Source organism: Planctomycetia bacterium (assembly GCA_015075745.1).
GTDB lineage: Bacteria > Planctomycetota > Phycisphaerae > UBA1845 > UTPLA1 > UTPLA1.
Map to the genome: position 1 here is coordinate 1,974,114 of JABTTW010000001.1, position 17,594 is coordinate 1,991,707.

The 17,594-nt window shown below is 61.2% G+C and carries 15 protein-coding genes; 3 read left to right on the plus strand and 12 right to left on the minus strand.

Annotated features, from left to right (window positions below):
- Positions 1 to 131 precede the first annotated feature (131 nt).
- From HS101_07760 to HS101_07795, 8 genes are all read right to left on the minus strand, one after another.
- Positions 132 to 380: a hypothetical protein gene (locus HS101_07760; GenBank protein MBE7506169.1), complete on the minus strand. Its 249-nt coding sequence runs from the start codon at positions 378 to 380 to the stop codon at positions 132 to 134.
- A gap of 27 nt (positions 381 to 407) precedes the next feature.
- Positions 408 to 1,181 (minus strand): HNH endonuclease, encoded by a 774-nt coding sequence (locus HS101_07765; GenBank protein MBE7506170.1) that lies wholly within the window; start codon positions 1,179 to 1,181, stop codon positions 408 to 410.
- Positions 1,182 to 1,947: 766 nt separating this feature from the next.
- Positions 1,948 to 2,916, minus strand: a complete 969-nt coding sequence (locus HS101_07770) for a hypothetical protein (protein MBE7506171.1) — start codon at positions 2,914 to 2,916, stop codon at positions 1,948 to 1,950.
- A 39-nt stretch (positions 2,917 to 2,955) separates the two neighbouring features.
- On the minus strand, positions 2,956 to 3,927 hold the full coding sequence (locus tag HS101_07775; protein ID MBE7506172.1) for a D-alanine--D-alanine ligase: 972 nt from the start codon (positions 3,925 to 3,927) through the stop codon (positions 2,956 to 2,958).
- A 78-nt stretch (positions 3,928 to 4,005) separates the two neighbouring features.
- Positions 4,006 to 4,890, minus strand: coding sequence for a UDP-N-acetylmuramate dehydrogenase (gene murB / locus HS101_07780; protein ID MBE7506173.1), 885 nt, complete (start codon positions 4,888 to 4,890; stop codon positions 4,006 to 4,008).
- A complete protein-coding gene (gene murC, locus HS101_07785; protein ID MBE7506174.1) occupies positions 4,865 to 6,340 on the minus strand; it encodes a UDP-N-acetylmuramate--L-alanine ligase in 1,476 nt (491 codons plus the stop codon). Before murC ends, murB begins: the two co-directional genes overlap by 26 nt.
- Positions 6,341 to 6,717: 377 nt before the next feature.
- A complete protein-coding gene (locus tag HS101_07790; GenBank protein MBE7506175.1) occupies positions 6,718 to 7,053 on the minus strand; it encodes an STAS domain-containing protein in 336 nt (111 codons plus the stop codon).
- A gap of 85 nt (positions 7,054 to 7,138) precedes the next feature.
- Positions 7,139 to 7,537, minus strand: a complete 399-nt coding sequence (locus HS101_07795; protein ID MBE7506176.1) for a helix-hairpin-helix domain-containing protein — start codon at positions 7,535 to 7,537, stop codon at positions 7,139 to 7,141.
- Between the two features lie 194 nt (positions 7,538 to 7,731).
- Between HS101_07795 and HS101_07800 the strand changes: the two genes are divergently transcribed.
- The gene (locus HS101_07800) at positions 7,732 to 9,351 is read left to right on the plus strand and encodes a glycosyltransferase (GenBank protein ID MBE7506177.1); all 1,620 of its coding nucleotides are present in this window, start codon (positions 7,732 to 7,734) and stop codon (positions 9,349 to 9,351) included.
- A gap of 17 nt (positions 9,352 to 9,368) precedes the next feature.
- On the opposite strand, the gene HS101_07805 is transcribed toward HS101_07800, so the two are convergent.
- From HS101_07805 to HS101_07820, 4 genes are all read right to left on the minus strand, one after another.
- The gene (locus tag HS101_07805) at positions 9,369 to 10,610 is read right to left on the minus strand and encodes a hypothetical protein (protein MBE7506178.1); all 1,242 of its coding nucleotides are present in this window, start codon (positions 10,608 to 10,610) and stop codon (positions 9,369 to 9,371) included.
- 77 nt (positions 10,611 to 10,687) lie between these two features.
- Positions 10,688 to 11,143: a PEGA domain-containing protein gene (locus tag HS101_07810; protein MBE7506179.1), complete on the minus strand. Its 456-nt coding sequence runs from the start codon at positions 11,141 to 11,143 to the stop codon at positions 10,688 to 10,690.
- Between the two features lie 133 nt (positions 11,144 to 11,276).
- The gene (locus HS101_07815; protein MBE7506180.1) at positions 11,277 to 12,539 is read right to left on the minus strand and encodes a SpoIID/LytB domain-containing protein; all 1,263 of its coding nucleotides are present in this window, start codon (positions 12,537 to 12,539) and stop codon (positions 11,277 to 11,279) included.
- Between the two features lie 168 nt (positions 12,540 to 12,707).
- Complete coding sequence (locus tag HS101_07820) at positions 12,708 to 14,048, minus strand: tetratricopeptide repeat protein (GenBank protein ID MBE7506181.1); 1,341 nt, start codon at positions 14,046 to 14,048, stop codon at positions 12,708 to 12,710.
- Between the two features lie 511 nt (positions 14,049 to 14,559).
- Here HS101_07820 and dnaA point away from each other — a divergent pair.
- Together dnaA and dnaN are read left to right on the plus strand one after the other, a co-directional pair.
- Positions 14,560 to 15,948: a chromosomal replication initiator protein DnaA gene (dnaA, locus tag HS101_07825; protein ID MBE7506182.1), complete on the plus strand. Its 1,389-nt coding sequence runs from the start codon at positions 14,560 to 14,562 to the stop codon at positions 15,946 to 15,948.
- Between the two features lie 288 nt (positions 15,949 to 16,236).
- On the plus strand, positions 16,237 to 17,334 hold the full coding sequence (dnaN, locus tag HS101_07830; GenBank protein ID MBE7506183.1) for a DNA polymerase III subunit beta: 1,098 nt from the start codon (positions 16,237 to 16,239) through the stop codon (positions 17,332 to 17,334).
- Positions 17,335 to 17,594 lie beyond the last annotated feature (260 nt).

Genomic DNA, 17,594 nt, shown 5'->3' on the forward strand with positions numbered 1-17,594 from the left:
AACAATCCCTATCCACGGGTTGCGCATCGCATCGGCTGACGCCTTAGCAATGCTCCACCCGTGGCTACAATCCGACGCCCCATTCGGGGCTCAAATCCCTTAACGAGACTCGCAAGGAGTAGGCCCGGCAATTAGATGCCACAATCCCCATCTTCGATGTCCAGAGCTTCGGCAAGCGCAAGAGCGTTGGCTAAAACAAAAGTGCCATAACGCCGGGAGAGTCGAACAATGGTAGCTGCGCCCTCTTTGGTCCAGTCTGAGCGGAGAACAAGAAGCTCGCGAAGCTTCGATTTCCGCTGGGCATCGCCGAGCTCGGAAACCAACTCGCGATACTCGCCAGTAAGATGCTCGACATGTTCGGCGGTTGAGAGCGATTCCATACTTCCTCCTTGTGGGGATATTGAGAACTAAGCGGCATCAAACACGTTTTCGCGGTGCCAACGCAGGCAATCGGGATCAGGATAGAACCGGGATGGTGGGATTATTTTCTGCCCGTGCCGGGCGATCACCATTTCTTTGGCTGACAGGTCCTTCAGGGCGCGGACTCGCTTGCTTACGCGAAGCGTGAGGTCGTCATTGATAGTCAGCAGCCCAGAGTCAAACAGGCGGTCAAATGTCGCCGACATGCAAACGCCGTTGGTTGGATCGGCGCGGCGCCGCTCGTCCACGCTCCAAGGAACAATGTGCCCTGCAATCAGACACTCTACGAGCGGAAGTCCGGTGACGCAGCATCGATTGTTGTAGCTACTGATGACGGCCTCGCGGAAGAACGCCTGGTGCAATCGCTGTTTGGCGGTGACGAGTCTTTCCGACATGCCACTTGGCAAGGTCAACTCTTCAACCTTTCGCTTGACCGGTTCGCGTTCGCGACGAAGCTTGTGGGCGTTGACGACCAATTTACCCCAATCGCTATGAAACTCGTCCCAGATGGCCCGATCGAGCTTACTTCCATGGGTAAGCCCGGTCACTTTTCGGGCCGCAAGCTCGGGGTCAAAGGCACCAAAGTTTCCCAGCTTACGTGTTACGGAGGCTGGTGTGCGATCAAGGAGGGCGGCGAGCTCACAAATGAGCGGATTGCGGGTGGTGATTCGTCCAAACGGCACACGACAATACAACTCGAATGCGAGAATCAACTGTTCGCGCGTCCAGGGTTTGCCGTCGTTTGCGGGCCGTGCGTTCATCGTGCTACTCGCGCAGCCGAAGTGTCGAAGCAGTGATCAAAAGCAGACTAGGGAACGATCCGCGAACCAATCGTGGCTGCGCGGTCTACTGCCCTTAGGTTCCTCCTAGGCAGACGCACATAGTATGCATAGCTGGGCATCAACGAGCAAATAACCGCCGGTACTCCCTAATTCTTGTTCGTATTTGGCGCGCACGCGGAGCAAGAATGCATAAATGAAGATCAATCCGCTCACGCCCCGCGAGATTTTGCGCGATGAACATTCACAATCAGAGTTCTGGCCCAAGTGACTTTGGGCCTCCCCGCCCTGTTTTTCACCTTTTTCGCGAAGCGCCCCAACACATGCGTGCCGCGCGAGTTGCAAGCGTTCGCCCAAATTTTTTTCGCCTATTGTCACCTGGGTTTTTGTGCGCTTGGAGTGCTCCGCGATTGGGGCCGCGCGCGTCCGCAAGCGGTACCAGAGAATCCGGATGCCCGATCACAATCAAGGCCAATCGCCGGCTCAATCAGTGCCGCGGTCTTTGCGTTTACCCCGGGCCCCTTGGCCTGTTTTTCACCTTTTTCGCGCATCGCCCCAACACGCGACTGCCGCACGAGTTGCGCTCGTTTCGCGAAGGCTTGTGTCACCTTATGTCACCTTGTGTTTTTGCTCGCGCCGCGCCACCCACAAGGGGTGGCGCTACGGTTTCGCGGGCAGGATGCCCGCGCTACCCGGGAGGGGTGGGGCTCGCGGATACGCATGTCAAACGAAGATCGATCGCGGCGGATCAGCCGCGGAGGAGGCGGCTTTGGGCGGGGGCCTGCATGACCTTGGGCATGGCCACGCGGTCGGGCCAGGTCATGATGTCGACGTAGGAGCGGTTCATGTCGATGCGGCCCGACTGGCGATAGAGGGTCTCGAGCAGGATGAGCTTCTGATCGGCGGAGATTTCGGTGCCGACGTCTTCGCCCGGCGGGCGGCCCCACCAGATGCGGCTGCCGGGCAGGTCGGTGGCGAGCTCGATGTGCGGGCGGCTGCGATCGCGCCGGCCGCGATAGTTGCCGACGTGGACACTGGTGATCTGATGGCGGAACGGCCTGCCGTCGAGCAGGGAGACGAGATTGAGGGCGCCGGCCAGATCGTCGCCGGGCCAGGGGGCGCCGATTTCCGGCGGCGAGCCGGTGACGCCTTCGATCACCAGCATGGCCGTCGAGCGGCAGTCGGAGATGTCGTATCTGCCCGGCAGGCGGACGCCTTCGGCGTCGACGAGGTAGCCGACCTTGCGATGCTGGACCCAAGCGGCGGGCATGCGGAAGTGACACTTGATTGTCACCTCGCCGGAGGGATCGATGCGGACGCGATCGACCGACTTGACCCAGCCGATGCCGGGATCGGCGAGGGCGGCGCCGAGGCGCTCGGCGAGGGAGCGGTCGAGCATGCGATCGGTGGATTGCAGATCGAGGGTGCGGGCGAGACTGTCGAGGACGTGGCGGTTTTCCGGCAGGCGCAGCCACGGCGGCAGCTCGACCCACTTGAGACTCAGCGGACGGTCGTAAGCGGCGAAGGCATGGACGCGATTCTCCAGCCGGGAGAGCGACCAGCCGACGGCCAAGGGAATGAGCAGGATGAGGACGAGCTTGATCCACCTTTTGGCGGGCCAGGCGGCGAGCGCGGAATGGACGCGCTCCCATCGCTCCGCCAATGAGGCGAGGACGGGATTAGGAGCGCTTTTGGATTTTTTGGACGATCTGCCCAATGGAACCGTGCCCCGTAAAAAGCGAGCGAGCCGATCGGCCTATCTGGCGAACTTCCGCCGGATCGCCGAATCGATCAAAAACTGGCACATCTGCGGCATCGGAACCCCCGCCCTTGCCGCGGCCTTCGGCAGGAGGGAATGGCTGGTCATGCCGGGGACGACGTTGACCTCAAGGATGTAGGGCTCCATGCGGTCAGTGTCCACGCGCCAATCGACCCGGGAGAAATCCCGGCAGCCCAGGCCGACGTGGGCCTCAAGGCTGAGTTGCTCCATCCGCTCCAGGAGGTCACTGGGCAGGTCGATGTCGAAGACGTACTCCGTATCTTCATCGACATATTTGGCGTCGTAGTTGTAGAAGTCCCGGCGGGTGCGGATCTCGATCGGGGGGAGGGCCTGATCGCCGAGGATGCCGATGGTGATCTCCTTGCCGGGGATGTACTCCTCCACCATGCCGTCGCCATAGGCGGCGAGGACGTCGTCGATGGCCGGGCGGAACTGCTCGAAATCTCGGACGATGTGGCAATGGAGGCTGCTGCCCTCTTTGACGGGCTTCACCACGACGGGCAGGCTCCACGCGGCCATGGCCTCGCGGACGGTGTCGCGGGTGGCGATGTCGTATCGCGGCGTCGGCAGGCCCAACTCGGCGAACTTCTTTTTGGATAGATACTTATTCATCGCCAGGGCGCAGGCGTCGCTGCCGGAGCCGGTGAAGGCGATGTTGCGGCGCTCGAGGATTTCCTGGACATCGCCGTCCTCGCCGAAGCGGCCGTGCAGGGCGATGAAGACGCAATCGACGGTACGGGCGAGGGCGCCGAGGTTTTCGGGGGCAATGTCTTCGAGATAGACACTGTGACCCATCTGCTCCAGGGCGGCGGTGACGGTGCGGCCGCTGGTGAGGCTGACGTCGCGTTCACCGCTGGGGCCTCCGGCGAGGACGGTGACGGCGAGCTTCTGGTTGGTGGCGGCTCGAAGTATCCTGCCGGCGTCGAATCGAATGCTGGTTGCGGCCACGTTGGGACTCCCTTCATTTCAAATATACACCATCGACCTCCGGTCGATGGCGATCAACGCGCCGCGGGCGGCGCGGAATTACCAGATTTTGACTTCCGGCTCCAATCGGATGCCGCACTGATCCTCGACGCGCTGCCCGACGAGGCGGATCAGATTGATGACATCGGAGGCTCGGCCGCCGGGGTCGGCGAGCACGAAGTTGGCATGACGATCGGAGACATAGGCGCTGCCGAGGCGCATGCCCTTGAGGCCGGCGCGGTCGATGATTTCACCGGCGGACCGGCCGTTGGGGTTTCTGAAGATGCAACCGACGCTCTGGGCGCCGAGGGGGGGCTGGGTGTTTTGCTTGTACATCCAGATTTCGCGGAAGCGCAGCTCGAGATCGGCGGGATCGACTTCGTGGAGCTCGAAGACGGCGCTGGTGACGCAGTCGGCGCCGAGGGAGCAGTGGCGATAGCCGAACTCGAGGTCGTCGTGATCGCGGTCGTAGAGCTTTCCGTCGGGGCCTGCGACGCGGACACGCTGGACGACGGCGCCGATTTCGCCGTAGCGGCCGCCGCAATTCATGGCGATGCCGCCGCCGACGGTGCCGGGGATTCCGGCGAGATTCTCGAGGCCAGCGAGGCCGAGGCGGACGGTCTTGCGGATGAGCTTGGTCATGTCTACGCCGCCGCCGGCGAAGACGCGCGAGCCTTCGACGCGCGTGTCAACGAATTCGCCGGCGTCGAGGCGAATGACGACGCCGGTGACGCCTTCATCGGGAACAATAATGTTCGCGCCGAGGCCGAGGAGCCGGACGGGTGTGCCGGAATCGCGGCACCTTCGGATGACGGCGGCGAGCTGGCTTTCAGATTGCGGAGAGATCAGGTACTCGGCGGGTCCGCCGAGGTGAAACCAGGTGAGCGGGGCGAGCGGGACATTCCGCCGGCATACGCTCTCAGGTAAGTCGTCGAACAAGTTCATCGGCGATTTTCCATACGTCTCCGGCGCCCATGGTCATGACGACGTCGCCCGATCGGGCGTGGGTCGCGACATATTCGACGATTTCTTCGTGGCCGGGAAGGTACTTGGCGTCACAGTTGTTGGCGCAGACACGTTCGACGAGGTGGCGGCTGGAGATGGCGTTCTGCTCGGCCTCGCTGTCCCGGACAAAGTAGATGTCGGGGACGAGGAGGTGGTCGGCCTGGCCGAAGCTTCGGGCAAAGTCGTCGAGGAGGAAGCGGGTTCTGGAGTGCTGGTGCGGTTGGAAGATGACCCAGAGCTTTCGGTTGGGGTAGTGCTCGCGGACGGCGCGGAGGGTGACCTGGACCTCGGTGGGGTGGTGGCCGTAGTCGTCGAGGATGAGGATTCCGCCGGCTTCGCCGCGTTTGTAGAGCCGCCGGGCCGCGCCGGCGAACTTCGAGAGTGCCGATGCGATGACACCCGGGGTGACGCCGGCGTGATGGGCGAGGGCGGTCGCGGCGAGGGCATTGGAGATCTGGTGGCGGCCGGGGAGATGATCCAGGGACACGGCGGTAAAAGGGCGACCATCCTTGAGGATCGTGAACTGATAGCAGCCCTCGATGGAACGGATGTCGACGGCGCGCCAGGTGAGCCCATTGGAAGTTCCAAAAGTCTCAACGGGGGCGGCGATGCCTTTGAGGGCGGCTGTGACATTTACGTCTTCGCCGTTGGCGATGACGGCGCCGCCGCCGGGCACGAGCTCGGCCAATCCGCGAAAGGCGGTGATGATGTCGTGAATGTCGTGGAAGTAGTCGAGGTGGTCTTCCTCGATGTTCAGAATCGCAGCGTAGCGCGGGAACAGATTGAGGAATGACCGGTCGTATTCACATGCCTCGGCGACGAAGTGTGCGCCGTCGCCGACGGCGGAGGAGCCGTCGAGCTGGGGGACGTCTGCGCCGACGACGAAGGTCGGATCGGCCTTGGCGTGGCGGAGGATGAAGGCGACGAGTGCGGTGGTGGTGCTCTTGCCGTGGGTGCCGGAAACGGCGATGCCGGTGCGTAGCTTCATGACCTGACCGAGCATCTGGGCGTAGGTCATTATCTGCAGGCCGCGGCGGACGGCTTCGGCGTATTCGGGGTTGTCGCGTTTGACGGCGGCGGAGGCGACGACGATGTTGCAGTCGGAGGGGACGTTGATGGGTGCGTGGCCGACGGCGATGGCAGCGCCGAGTTCTTCGAGACGGCCCTGGGCCTTAAATCCCTGGCGATCCGAGCCGCTGAGCACGGCGCCGCACCTGAGCAGGACGCCGGCGAGGCCGGACATGCCGGAGCCGCCGATGCCGATGAGGTGGACGCGTTTTCCGGCGTAGGGGCCGGACCAGTGCTGGTGCTGAGCGTTACGAAGCTGACGAGAGCCGGAGAGGGTAGAAGTATCCAGGGACATCCGTGAGGGGCCTACAACGCTTGACATGCTGGCCCACCTCCATGTGAGACCGCCCGGGGCTTTGCAGCGGCGAATCAATGTGAATTTCCTTTGCGCTCCGAGACGGGAGCGAAAAAGGGCTGCGCCGCCGCATGCCAGGGACGCCCATCCCCGCCGCCGCCCCCTCGATTCGTCGCATCCTACTCGGATACGCAGCGAAATCGCAAGGAGTTCCGAACCAATTCGCCCAAGAACAGCGATTTCATCCGGCGTTGCGGCGGGCGCCGGCACATGCTTTGGCCCCCGAACACTGGTGCGGTGCAACGTAAGGATATCGGGATGAATTGGATCGATTCTTGAGGCCGTGAGCGAATGCTGCGCGTGGCTTTGAGTAGTTGGGCGGAAGAGCGGAGGCGGGCGCGAAATCAGCCCTGGATCTGGATGCTGGCCAGACCGCTGGGGACGTCGTCGCAGAACTCGAAAATCTTGTCCAAGCCGGTGACCAGAAGGACGCCCCAGGCGCCGGTGTTTATCCCGCAGAGGCGAAGTTCGGCCTTATGTGAATTCATGGACTTTCGGAGCTTTAAGAGCTTGGCGATATTCGAGGAGTTAAGAAAATTGACGCCCCGGAAGTCGAGGACGACATGGGCCTTGGGTCGCTTTTCGACGGCCTCCTGAAGAGCATTTAGGTCGTCGGAAAACAGGGGGTCGTCCTGCAATTCGGCAAGGATAATCTCGTCTGACCAATCCTTAATGGACATGAGGCGTGCTTCTCTGCAAATGAGCGCTTGCTTATCGGGACGGCTGGCCAAACTATCCCCAGCGTCTCCGGCTGTCAACGGCAGGCTAATTTCCGGCGTCTGGGAGCCTCAGGAAGGGTTGAAGACGGCGGATGGTCTTTTCTCCCATGCCGGAAATCGGGTCCAGGTCGGCGGCCGAGCGGAAGATGGGGCCTGAGATGGTCGGGTTGGATTCTCCGTGGACTCGGAACTCGATGATTCGACGGGCCAGTGATTCGCCGATGCCAGGAAGCTGGGATAGCTCGAACCAATGTGCTGTGTTGGGGTCAATGCCCTTTGCGACGAGGGTTTTGTGGGCACCGGGACTGTGGAGCGGCACGCGGAGAGGCATTGCCCCCAGAAGAACGACGCACGCACTGCAGATGAGAATTGAGGCAAGCCGGGCGCGATGGAGGTCGTGGCTGGAGAAGTCGTGCGCCTTGCCCGGCTTGGCGATGTGGTTCATGGCGCAATGCCCCGGATTCGGAACTGGAGAAGAAGTATCACAGCGGGGCTTGCGGGGCAATTGTCTGCGGCCGGGAATGGTGCTGATTGGGGGCCGTGGGGTTCATAATCTGCGCGTCGCTGATGCAATAAGTGCCTGTTAGTTCTAAGCTAACCTTCATACGAATGGCAGGTCTAAACCAACCGATGGCATACATGGGATTCATCAGTGTGGATTGGGCCTGGCGGGGGCATCGCTCTGTTTCGACGGAGGAGGGGTCCTCCGCGAGCCCGCCGTCGGTTGGCGGCTACGATTCCCGTGGAAACCGATTCATGACGCTCATCCAGGAAACGCTTGGTCGCCTCGATTGTTCCGGGCCCGGGGAGCGGGATCGGGTTTGCGGCGCGGGCTCGGCTGAGGGGCGCGGCGCGGCGGAGCCATCGCCGCTGCTGCTTGAAGCGCAGGCGGCCGGGACGGCGCGCGAGAACGCGATAAAGGCCGTGGTGCTGGTGTGCTTGGGCGTGGTCAGCGCGATGGTCATTGCGCGGACGGGGATTTCATGGGGGCGGATCGGTCGATCGTCGAGCACCTTTGGAAGCGCGGCGTGGAGTGCGACACTTGTTTATGGTTCGTTCATGTATGCCGTGCTCATTTGGCGGCTTTGGATGTGGCGACGGTATCGGCCGATGGCGGCTGTTGCGGATGAGGCTCTGCCGAGCGTGACGGTGGTCATGCCGGTGTTTAATGAGGGGGCGCTGGTTGCGGAGGCGATTCGGTCGGTGGTGGCGAGTCGGTACCCTGCCGGGCGACTGGAGCTTGTGGTCGTCGACGACGGCAGCACGGACGATTCATGGTTGCACATCCTGCGCGGTGCGCGGGCGGTGGGCGGCCGAATCAAGGTGACGACTCTGCGGCACGTCACCAACAAGGGCAAGCGACACGCGCTGCACCTGGGCTTTTCGCGGGGGCGGTCCGAGGTGTTCGTGACGGTGGATTCAGACAGTCTTTTGCATCCCGATGCGATTTGCAACGGCGTTTCGGCGCTGGTTCGAGACCGGCGCGTGGGCTGTGTCGCGGGCTGCGTCGAGGTACTGAACCCGCGGACGAGCCTGATTACGCGGTTTCTCAAGTGCAGCTTCAGCTTGTCGTTCAAGTTCGTCCGGGCGTATCAGAACGAGTTTCGCGGGGTGTTTTGCACGCCCGGCGCGCTGTCGTTTTACCGCGCGGCTTTTGTCCGCGAGGTCGCGGATGAGTGGGTGAATCAGCGGTTTCTCGGTCAGGCCTGTACGACGGGCGAGGACCGGGCGATGACGAATCTTTTCCTGCGCGAGGGTTGGCTGACGGCGTACCAGGGAAACTCGAAGGTATTCAGCAAGATGCCGGAGACGTTTGCGGGGATGTGCCGGATGTTTCTGCGATGGGCGCGGAGCAACATTCGCGAGACGGTCGTGCTGTTTGGTTTTCTCTTTCGGCGGTTCCGCGGGGCATTTGTCAATACGTTTCGCCTGAACATGTTACTGGCGACGCTTTCGCTCGTATTGCCGCCGATCTTTGCCGTGGGCAGCATCATGCTGCTTGTGACGAGAGACGGCTATGCGTTGAATCAGTTTCTTGCGGTGATGGTGTACTCATTGAGTGTGGCGGTGATTTATTACCTCAACGAGCGCGACACGGATTGGGTCTGGCTGATCGTGTACGAGCTTGTGTGGGTAAGCTGTTTGTGGTGGATCATACCGTACGCGTTCATTTCGCTCCGCAACACCGGATGGCTGACGCGAAGCGCGGGGCCGGAATCTTGCAAACCATTGCTCGCCGGCCCGGCGACGGCGAACTGACGCCGCCTTATCACGAACTACGACCAATGAGTGATGCGTCGGCGCGGAAGGAAGGAGGCCGCCAGGGCGAGAAGGAGGATCGTCTGCGGTTCCGGCGCGGGCGGATCGAACGCGACATTGAGGCCGCCGTCGGCGTCGATATAGGCGATGGCGGGCCAGCTTGTTCCATAGTCATCGAATGCAAGTGAAGGGCGTCGCGGCCTTCCGCCGGGAGCGTCGAGGGCGACCATCGCGTCGACCAGGCTGGTTTGCCACGAGAGCGCGGGAGTGCGATAGGCGAAGTGCAGCTCCTGGGCGCCGGACATATTGACGCGGCGCTCGTAGGCGATGGCCGGCTGGCCGTCGGAGAGGTCGAATGAGAGCGAAACGTCTTCGAAGCGCTGAGATGTTGAGGAGAAGATTTCGGTGGTGACCATGCCGAAGCCGTTGAACTTTGAATAGAGGAGTTTGGAGGTCTGCGATGTGTTATTGAAGGTGGTGTAGACGAGGGCCGCGCGACCGTCGGCGGGGTCCATCTTGATATCGACGCCGAGTACGCTGTCGGCCGCGATGAGCTGGCCGGATGCCCAAGGGCCGGGGATTGAGGGCTCCGAAGCGATCATGATTGCCTGGCCGCCGCTGGAGAGATTTGCGCGGGCGGCGACCTGCCGGAGGCCTCTGCCATCAGCGATCAAGGCGGCATCAATGATCGACGAGACGCCGGAGATTGTGGTCATGTCCAGGGTGGAGAATGTGCCGCCGGTGTAGCTGATGTCGAAGAAATTGCCGGGCGTGGTTTTCGCGTAGGCGCCGCGGAGGTTTCCAGCGAGGTCGTAGGAAATGGAGAGTGCGGGTGTCACGACGGCGGCATTGACGCCAAAGGCCTGGGCAGCGCCGCCATTGAAGCTGGCGGCGAGATTGCCGTTGTTGTTGATCCAGGCAATGGTCGGTCGTTCGGCACGATCGAATGCCAGGCTGGTTACAAGGGCGATATCCGTGCCGGACGCCACGTCGCGGCTGGTCCAAAGGCCGAGGCCGGCAAACTGCGAATGGCGGACGATGTTAGTTCCGCTGCCGTCGGCGACTTGTGACCAGGATACCGAAGGCGTGCCGTAATGATCGAAGGCGAGCGACGGCGACGAGACGAATGAGCCGACCGGGGCGGTGCCGACGCGCGACTCAAACCATGTGGGCGTTCCACTGACGGCGAGACTCCGGCCTGGGAGGGCGGAAATCAAGAATGTGATGAGGAAGAGGATGGCCGGGAGCGTTCTGTTCACTTGGTTGTTCCTCCTTGGGCAATGATGGCGGCAGAATGCGTCGCAAACCGGAGGGGCACGCCGACTGGAATGCCCGGTTACTCGGCCGATGAGCCGGTGGCGCGCTGTCGCAGTTCGGCCGCTGACTGAAGCAAAGCACCTTTATCAATGGGTTGTCGAGGATTCATTACAAAGACATCGAGTTCGCGATCGTCGTGAATCGTGAAAGGTACGAGGGCTTCGGAGATGATGTCGATGCCGGGGGTTTGGTACCAGGGGGCACGCAGTCGCTTGTTGGTTTTCAAGGTTTCGTAGCCCTCTTTACGGAGGATGATGTCGTAGTCGCCGTACCACGTGAAAGGCACTTTGACGGGGGATTTGCCGACTTCCTGGTCGTTGAGGATGACGGTGGCCCCCTGCGGCTCGGTGTTGATGGAGATGGTACGCTCGACGCAGCCGGGCAGGGCGGCGAGAGTCGCGGCGATTGCGATGCCGCGCAGTCTGCCGCGGACAGAGCGGCGCCGAGATTCAGTCGAAAATGAAATGCGCATCATCCAGACGCTCCCGGGGGCGATGAGCCGAGCAACAGTTTATCGTTGTGAGTCTTGGGGGCAATGGGGGCGGGAAGACGGCGGGCGCCGGCTGCGGCATGCGATTACCGGCATCGCATGCTCAGTGTCAGCGGTATTAATCGTAGATTTTCTGGATCGTGGAGTGGGGGTAGTAGGTCGCGAGGATTTGCCGGTAGCCCATTCCCTGGCGGGCTTTGGTTTCCATGCCGTACTGGCAGAGGCCCATGCCGTGGCCGAAACCCTTGCCATCGGTGAATCGGAAGCCGTCCTTGGTTTTCTCGATTTTGAAGTTGGTCGATTTGAGAAGTCGGCCGCCGATGGAAAGGCGGAAATCCTCGGCGATGAGTGTTTCCTGATCTCCGCCCGATCCGACCAGGTCGATGGTGATGTGTCGGCCGGCGTCGTTCATCTTGTGGGATTTTACATCGACGATCATGCCGAGTCGTTTGAGGGTGGGGTATCGTGCGACGATCTTGCGGGTGAGCTCTGCGCGGCTGATCGTGACGGGATCCCAGCGATAGCGCGGGGCGACGAAGCAGTCGCGACAGACGACGCCGCCGGCCAGTGGGGGGACGTTTGGGTCTCTGGGCTTCACGTTGTTCACGTGTTGTGAAAGGCCGCCACAGCAGGATGAGTAGTAGGTGCAGAAGATGTCCTGTTTTCCGGCGTTGTCATATGAACAGACCTCGCCGCGCGTTTCGTCCACGGCGCGCGCGGACGTGGCGTCCTCCACCGAGACGCCGCTATAGACCTGGCTGCCTTCGTCATCGTAGACATCAAAGGTGGAACCTGCGGGCTTGAATCGCTTGGTGTAGAGGGCGTAGGTTCTGGCGGCGACGCACTGGGCCTTGAAGGACTCGATGTGGAAGTATCGCGGCAATTCGCCGCGCAGCACGCCGCGGAGATACGACTCGATATCCACATGGTTGGTAAATGTGAGGCCGGCGCCGGACCGCTGAACGCGGAGCGCACCGCGGTAGGTTTTATCGTCGATGACGAGGGCGGCGTCGCGCGAGGGGGTGATGAGGATGTCGTCGGAGGCAAAGCGGCGATCGCCCAGTTCGAGGCCGGTTCCCGCGGCGGGTCGAATCGTCGCGCCGTTGATGGGTTGCATGGCCTCGGCGACGGGATTGCCGGTCGAGGTTTCGATCACGGTAAACGGGGCGGTGACCGACATTTTTTTGGAGGGGTGGGGCTTTCGGCCAAAAAGGCGGACGCGGATGAGACGGTCCATGACGACCGGTTCGATCGGCTTTTCTTCCCGAGCGGGGCTGTGCCAGAACGGCGACTCGGTCAAACTCAGACAGCCGACGAAGAGCAGTGTGAACGAGGCGAGGAAGATGCCCAGGGTGGCTGCGGGGCCGGCGCCCTTAATCACGCGGGCAACTCGCCCAAATCTGCGTCGTGAACCGGAAGGAGGTAACAAGTGAGTGGCTCCTTATCGGGGGCGACTTGTTCCAGAAAAGCGACTCACTGAAGGCCGCGTGCTCGACCGGATGATAGGGTCGACTATTCGCGACGGCCGTGAACGGGGATCGGTCATTCATCAGGAATCGGGGCGGAAGCCGAGGCCCATTTCCGTAAGCCTATTGTGAAGCTCCTTGAGCGAGGTCTGGCCGAAGTTTCTGGACTCGAGAAGTTCCTGCTCGGACCGGGAAGCGAGTTCGCCGATGGTGTTGATCCCGAGGCGCTGGAGACATTTTCGCGAGCGCACGGAAAGCTCAAGGGTGTTGACGGAGCGGGAGAGCACTTCGGGGTTTGCATCGGGGAACATCGTTGGATCGGCGGCGGGCATTGCCGGGGCGGCGCCGGGTTTCTGGTCGGCGTTTTGGCCGAGGCTGAGGCCCTTTTGGGCGAGCATGGCCTTGATTTCTCGAAGAGAGGTCTCGCCGAAGTTCTTATACGAGAGAAGGTCGGCTTCGGAGGTGCGCAGCAGGTCTCCGAGGGTGTTGATGTTCATCTTTTTGAGGCAGTTTCGGCTGCGGACCGAGAGCTCGAAGTCGCTGACCGGAATATCCAGAACGGCATCGCGCTTTTCCTGAACCTTGAGCTGGTGCTCGTCAATGTACATGTTGCGCGAGGCGAGGACGTCCTTGTAATAGAGTTGTGCCCGGGCATTGTTGGGGTTGACGGCGAGGACGCGTCGCAGGCAGTCGGCGGCCTTGTCGTATTTGCATTCGTCTTCGAGGATCACGGCGAGATTAATGAGGGCATGGCTATAGACGAAGGGGAGCTCGCTGCAGCGGAAGTAGAGTTCTCTGGCGTTCTGATCGCTTCCATGCAAGTCGAGCAGGTAAGCGAGGCGGAACATCGCATGAGCGTGGTCGCAGTTGATGGCGAGAGCGGCTTCGTACGATTCGATGGCCCCGATGAGCTCGCCTTGTTCCTGACGGATGCGGCCCTTGAGATAATTCCAGTCGGCCGAAGCTGTGCCGTGCGACTTGTTGGCGTCGAGGATGGCGGTGGCGCCGGCTACGTCGCCGGCGAGGAGGAGGCACTCCGCACGGGCGCAATCGCACTCGAGCTTGTCCCATCCCTGGTTCGCGGCCGCGGTGAAGTGCTCCGCAGCCGTTGAAAAGCGGCGAAGGTCGCGATGGGCGACGCCGAGGTGGTAGCTGCGAAGGGCCGAGGGCTTGGCCTTCTCAAGCCAGTCCGCGGCGACGGCGGTATCTCCGACGAGCAGCAGGCAGAGGCCCGCCTTGAGGGCGTTGGCCGCGGAATTCTCTCCGCCGGCTTCTGCGGCGCGCAGGAGGCCACTGAGCATTCCGGCAAATCGATCGACATCGTCGGGCGAACCGAAGGCGGCCTCTTTGAGGGCCGTGTAGCCGGCGGCGTCGAGTTCCGGGAGTTTCAGTAGTGTGCCGAGGTCCATATTGGTTTCAATCATCGAGTGATTTCTCTCCAAGGGCTGATTCTTGACATGAAAAGCGCGGACGGTGACTGCATGAGTGTCGCGCGCGGGTTTCGGGTGTCCGAGGTCGTTTCGTTGCAAATGCCCATACAAGCCGAACCGTGCATTTTAACTAAGATCGACCGCCCTGCAAGCAGCGGTCGATGGGCCTCCCGGAGCCTGCGGGGATCATTCCGCAAGGCTCGCTAATCTGAGGGGGCTTTTTGTCATGCCGAAATGCGAAGTTCCGACGCGAATGGTATGTGATCGGTGATGGCCCGTGCGCGTATCCTACACACGAATATGAGCTTGCGATCCTGATGGCTTCGGCAACAATATCGGCCGCATTTCTCGTTGTTCAGAATCGGTGAAGATGTTATGATTCGGGCGCACGGAGGCTGGATAGGTTCCTATCCATAAGTAACTTCAGGGAAACGAGTTAGGTGTACGATTGTTCCAAATCGACCGATCCCCGGTCGCTCGGCCTATTTGTGCGAGAATCAGTCTAATGGACGAGCTTAGCGAGGTGGTTTGGGCCGACATCCTAGGCCACGTGCGGACTCATCATGCTGCGATTGCGAGGGGATGGTTCAGTCAGCTTTCTCCCGGCACCCTCCACGGCGGCGTCCTGAAAATCATCGCGGCGAACGCTGCGCAACTCAGCTATCTCATCGAACATTGTGTCCGGCCGTTTATCGAGGCCTCGCAGGCGGCGACCGGTAGGCTGGTTTCGGTCGAGTTTGAGGCGGGCAACGGGGAGACCCTGGAATCGGCCGGGCTGCTTCGGCCAGGGGCTCAGGATCAATACACTGCCGCCGGCGATCTGGGCCTGCGGCTTAGCGCGGACAACATTTTTGACAATTACGTGGTCGGCCCGTGCAACCGGATGGCACATGCGAGTTGTCTGTCCGTCAGCCAATCGCCGGGCACGACTTACAATCCGCTTTTTCTTCATGGGGCAGCCGGCCTCGGCAAGACTCACTTGATTCAGGCGATCTGTCACCGAGTTCTCGACCTTGCGCCGGGGACGCAGGTGGTCTATATGTCCTGTGAGACTTTCGTCAATCACTTTATAGACGCGGTTGAGCGGGGGGCTCTCAACAGTTTCCGCTATCGGTATCGCCACGCCGATGTGCTGATGATCGACGATATCCAGTTTCTTGCCGGTCGCGATCGGACGCAGGAAGAGTTTTTCCACACGTTTAACACGCTTTATCAACTTCAGAAGCAGATCGTGCTCTCGGCGGACTCTCCGCCTTCGGAGATTCCGCAGCTCGAAGAGCGGTTGGTCAGTCGGTTCAAGTGGGGGCTGGTTGCCCGGATTGATCCGCCGTGCATGGAGACGCGTGAGGCGATCATTCGCAAGAAGATGCGGATGCGGGGGGTGGACCTTCCGGACGATGTTGTGGCCCACCTGGCGTCGTCGATCAAGACAAACCCGCGGGAGATCGAGGGCGCATTGATCAATCTTCAGAGTCGAGCGCTCACGGAATCACGGGTGATCGACCTTGAGCTTTCGCGTGCCGTACTGGGCGACGACGACGAACGGCGTCCCCGGCGGGTTCGCATACAGGACATCATGGCCCTGGTGACTGAGCGATTCGATGTGAAATTGTCGGACCTACAGGGGCGGCGTCGGAGCCGGTCAATCGCGCTGCCGCGACAGGTTTGCATGTACCTTGGTCGGCGGCTGACGAATCACAGCCTTGAGGAGATTGGTGGGTTCTTTGGTGGGAGGGATCACACCACGGTCCTGCACGCCAACAAGTTGATCACGCGGCGCTGCGAGGAGGAGCCTGAATTCAACAGGCGGATCAGCGAGGTTGAGGAGACGCTGCTTAAGGGCGGGTTCTCCGAGCAACCTTCCGCGAGCCGATCTGTGACAACGCGTGGATAAGCTGCTCTCACCGACCGCGTTGCGGCGGAAGGCTCTTCAAATCGGGCGGAGGGTGTTTCCAAGTGGCGCAAAGTCTGGCGGATTGACAGGGCATTAAACAGCTTGTGCAGATAGACGATTGGGGTGATCGGCTGTATCATCCGTGTTCATCAAAGCCTAAGTAGCGAGACGGCGGATGCGCTCGTTTTTGACAGGGAATACGGTTGATTACTGCGGTATACATTTATTGTTTCTAAGTAAGTAATAGAACCGTCGCGATTCGATCGGACGGTTCGCCGGAAGCAAGCCATGAAGTGTATTTGTGATCGCGTTGCACTGCTTGAAGCACTGTCCGCGACCTCCTCGGTCGCCGCGGCACGAACGCCGAAGCCGATTCTCCAGTGTGTCCGCCTGACCGCCGCGAAGGATGCCCTGACGGTCACGGCTTACGATCAGGAGGTCGGCCTTCGACAACACGTTCGGCAGATCGATGTCACCAAGACCGGTGAGTCGCTTGTCAATTGCGAGCGCCTGCTGGCTATCGTGCGCGAGTCGGCCGATGAGACGCTGGCCTTTGAGACCAAGGACGACATTCTTCATATTCGCGGCGCGGACAGTCATTTTCAGGTGATCGGGCAGAATGCACGCGAGTTTCCGCCGGTACCGGACATGGAGGGGGACGCGGATTTCAGCGTGAAGGTCGGCGTGCTGCGCGAGGCGGTCGGCCAGACGCTCTTCGCCGCGGCGCGGGAGAACACGCGCTACGCGATCAACGGCGTTCTCTGGCAGAAGAAGGGCAAGACCCTGCAACTGATCGCCACCGACGGGCGGCGCCTGGCGATGTCGAGCGTCTCGCTGGAGAAGTCCGTCGGCGAAGAGGTCAGTGCGATTGTGCCGGCCAAGGCGCTGAATCTCCTCTCGAAGCTGCATTTTGCGGCTGACGAGGTTATCCAGGTCAAGCTTTCGACGAATCAGATCATTCTCCGCAGCGATCGGGCGACGATCAGCAGCGTGCTGGTTGAGGGTCACTTCCCGAAATACGAGGACGTGGTTCCCCGCGATAACGACAAGAAAATCTCGCTTAAGACCGATGAATTCATGAGTGCCGTGAAGCGGGCTTCCCTGCTTTCGGGGGTTGAATCGAAGGGAATCCGCATCCATGTGAGCAGCGAGGGGCTGGTGCTTTCCGGCCGGGCCCAGGAACAGGGCGAGGCGACGGTGAAGCTCTCGGGGATTGAGTATGGCGGCCCGGCTCTGGATATCGGGTTCAATCCTGAGTTCCTTGTGGATGCGTTGAAAGTCTGTGGAGAAACCGTGAGTTTTGAGTTGAAGGAGCCTTCGCGGCCCGGCGTGATCCGCAGCGGTCCGGTGTTTTTGTATGTGGTGATGCCAGTCAACCTGTCGTAATCAACATCTGGGCAGGGTGAGTTGGCCCTGGGTTTTGCCGCGGCATCCTGCGGCTTTCTTAGAAACACTCGGAAGTAACTATCCAACGCAAGGGCTCGAGCAGATTGCGCGTCCCTCTCGCGCCATTGTGCACCAGGGTTTAGGCTGGCTGTCGAGGGAGAACTTTGGCATGGAAGCCTGTTCGATGGATTTGCGAAAACGGGTGCTGGCGGCGTGCGATGCCGGGCATGGGACCACGCAGGCGGCGAAGTCGTTCGAGG